Origin of the sequence: Bacillus sp. S4, assembly GCF_040838205.1 — a bacterium.
In the GTDB taxonomy this organism is placed as follows: Bacteria; Bacillota; Bacilli; order Bacillales; family Bacillaceae_G; genus Bacillus_A; species Bacillus_A cereus_U.
Genome location: NZ_JBFPJI010000365.1, coordinates 1 through 3,039 on the forward strand (window position 1 = coordinate 1; position 3,039 = coordinate 3,039).

Consider the following 3,039-nt stretch of genomic DNA (forward strand, 5'->3'; position numbering starts at 1 on the left):
AGGTAAGTTATTTACTATAAAATAATAAATCTCAAATTAAAGATAAATTTAAAAAAGGGAGATAATACAATGACAAAAGTACTATTTATTACAGCAAATCCAAATTCAGCAGAAGGTTCTTTCAGTATGGCAGTAGGGGAAGCTTTCATCGAAGCATATAAAAACGAACATCCACAAGACGAAGTTGTAACAATTGATTTATTCAATACAACTGTACCAGCAATCGATGCAGACGTATTCGCTGCTTGGGGTAAATTTGCAGCAGGCGAAGGATTCGAAACTTTAAGTGAAAATCAGCAACAAAAAGTTGCAGCAATGAACAATAACTTAGAAACATTTATGCATGCAGACCGTTATGTATTCGTGACTCCAATGTGGAACTTCAGCTACCCAGCAGTAGTGAAAGCATACTTAGATAACTTATCAATTGCAGGCAAAACATTCAAATATACTGAAAATGGTCCAGTTGGCTTACTAGAAGGCAAAAAAGCACTTCATATTCAAGCTACAGGCGGCGTTTACTCTGAAGGAGCATACGCATCTATGGACTTCGGTCGCAATCACTTAAATGCAGTATTAGGATTCATGGGTGTATCAGACACTGAATATATTGCAGTTGAAGGAATGAATGCAAATCCTGAAAAAGCACAAGACATTAAGGAAGCAGCAATTGTAAATGCACGCGAATTAGCAAAACGTTTCTAATATAGAAAACTTCAAAATGTCCAAACACTTGTTGTTTGGACATTTTTTCTTCTTTTTCCTTCGTTTGTCTAGTATAATGAAGGTCGGAATGATAATAGGTGGGGGTTCTGTATGATTCAAACGTTTTTTAAAATCTTTTATTTAATTTTAATCGTAATTGCGATTACACCAAGATTGTGGCGTATAAAAAGAAAAGCAAATGCGATGTCACCGCAAGAAAAAGATAGTGTTGTGTATAAAACCACAAACTGGTTTGGTAAGAAAATGGTGGGTGTAACTGGATCGACTGTAGAAGTAAAGGGACTTGAAAATGTTCCGAAAGACAAGCCAGTGCTAGTTGTAAGTAATCATCAAAGTAATATGGATATTCCTGTTTTACTAGGTTACTTAAATAAGCCAATTGGATTCGTTTCAAAAGCGGAAATTAAAAAGTTTCCGGTTGTACCAACATGGATGGAACTAATGAATTGTGTGTTTATGGACCGCAGCGATCGCCGTCAATCTCTTAAGGCAATTAAAGATGGAATTGAACTGTTAAAGAACGGGCATTCTATCGTAATTTTTCCAGAGGGAACGAGAAGTAAGGGTGGCGAAATCGGTGAGTTTAAAGCAGGGAGTTTTCACCTTGCTGTAAAATCTGGCGTATCTATATTACCAGTAACTTTAGATGGTACATATAAGATGTTTGAGGCTAATGGAAATCGTATGAAACCAGCTCATGCAACATTAACAATTTCTAAGCCAATTACACCTGAAGAATATGCAAGTATGGATGCTAAAGAGTTAACCCAGCATACAAAAGATATTATTGCATCTCAATTACATAAGTAATAAAAAAAGTTTCAGCTTAAACAAGCTGAAACTTTTTTTATGCTGCGGGTAAGACATAAAACAGTACGCAGAAAAACATCATTGTACTACCGCCTAGTACGAAGAGATGCCAAATGGCATGATTGAACGGAAGCTTTTCCCAAAGGAAGAATATAGCTCCGACAGAATACAAAATGCCGCCTATTAATAGTAGTGAGAAGCCGTGACCGGTTAAATTTTCATAAAGGGGTTTAATGGCAACGATGATGAGCCAACCCATAATGATATAACATAATGTTGATGTTTTAATAAAGCGACGAACAAAGAAGATTTTGAAAATAATTCCACCAATCGCAAGGGTCCAAATAATTGCGAGTAAAGTCCAACCGAGCGGGCCACGCAGTGTAATGAGTAGAAATGGTGTATACGTGCCGGCAATTAATAAATATATGGCGGAGTGATCTAAAATGGTAAATAACTTTTCTACTTTTGGATGATGGATACTATGTAGCAGTGTAGAAAATAAGTATAGCAAGAACATGCTTACGCCATAAACGGTAAAACCAACAACAGCAGATGCTGTACCATGTTTGGAAGCATGAATAATTAATATGATTAAGGCAGGGATGCTTAAAATGGCACCGATACCATGGGTAATTGCATTCGCAATTTCTTCTTTTACAAATTGGGTCATTCTTGTAATTTTTTGCGTCATAATGTTAATCCCTTTCACTGTATTGAGATAAGTTATATTTTCCTTAACCATATCATATACAAAAGGAATAGAAAATGATATTTGTATAATTGATTTTATTTTTGAATTTTTTTGACAAAAGACAACGGATACATTGACGTTTACAAAATTTTTTGACAAAATGAACTTATGGAATAGTAGGACAAGAATCTACTTATGAAGGGGATGGGGAAATGTTTTCAAATATTGGCTTTCCAGGGTTAATTTTAATTTTAGTAGCAGTGTTAATTTTATTCGGCCCAAAAAAGTTACCGGAAATTGGGAAAGCTTTAGGGGAAACGTTAAAAGAATTTAAAAAATCAACAAAAGAATTGACTGATGAGGCATTTCAAGAGAAGGAAAAAAATAAATAAAAGAATCTGATGGGTTTTTTCTCGGAATGGATAAATAAAGTGTGGTGAACGAGATGGAAGATCGGGAAATGAGCGTAGTAGAACATATTGTTGAGCTTCGCAAACGAGTAATATATACAGTATTATCCTTTGTATTATTTTTAATTATTGGATTTACTTTTACGAAGGATATTTATTTTTGGCTTGTAAAAGATTTACCAATGAAATTAACTGTTCTCGGTCCAAGTGATGTGTTGTGGATTTTTTTCTTGATTGCTACAGTATTTGCTATCGTTTGTACAATTCCTTTTGCTGCGATACAAATTTGGTTATTTGTAAAACCAGGTTTACATCCCAATGAACAAAAAATGACATTAATGTATATACCGGTATTGTCTATATTATTTATAGCAGGCCTATCTTTCGGTTATTTTATCG

General features: G+C 34.6%; 5 protein-coding genes. 4 read left to right on the plus strand and 1 reads right to left on the minus strand.

Annotated elements, in window-relative coordinates:
• The first annotated feature begins 69 nt into the window (after positions 1-69).
• Both AB3X48_RS20135 and AB3X48_RS20140 read left to right on the plus strand, forming a co-directional pair.
• Positions 70-705, plus strand: coding sequence for an FMN-dependent NADH-azoreductase (locus AB3X48_RS20135; protein WP_002158014.1), 636 nt, complete (start codon positions 70-72; stop codon positions 703-705).
• Between the two features lie 111 nt (positions 706-816).
• Complete coding sequence (locus AB3X48_RS20140) at positions 817-1,536, plus strand: lysophospholipid acyltransferase family protein (protein ID WP_002158013.1); 720 nt, start codon at positions 817-819, stop codon at positions 1,534-1,536.
• Between the two features lie 37 nt (positions 1,537-1,573).
• On the opposite strand, the gene trhA is transcribed toward AB3X48_RS20140, so the two are convergent.
• Entirely contained in the window at positions 1,574-2,230 is a 657-nt protein-coding gene (gene trhA, locus AB3X48_RS20145) for a PAQR family membrane homeostasis protein TrhA (protein ID WP_002118985.1), read from the minus strand.
• Positions 2,231-2,442: 212 nt separating this feature from the next.
• Between trhA and AB3X48_RS20150 the strand changes: the two genes are divergently transcribed.
• Both AB3X48_RS20150 and AB3X48_RS20155 read left to right on the plus strand, forming a co-directional pair.
• The gene (locus tag AB3X48_RS20150; RefSeq protein WP_002012719.1) at positions 2,443-2,622 is read left to right on the plus strand and encodes a twin-arginine translocase TatA/TatE family subunit; all 180 of its coding nucleotides are present in this window, start codon (positions 2,443-2,445) and stop codon (positions 2,620-2,622) included.
• 53 nt (positions 2,623-2,675) lie between these two features.
• A partial coding sequence (locus tag AB3X48_RS20155) for a twin-arginine translocase subunit TatC (RefSeq protein ID WP_367959863.1) occupies positions 2,676-3,039 on the plus strand: 364 nt, incomplete at its 3' end.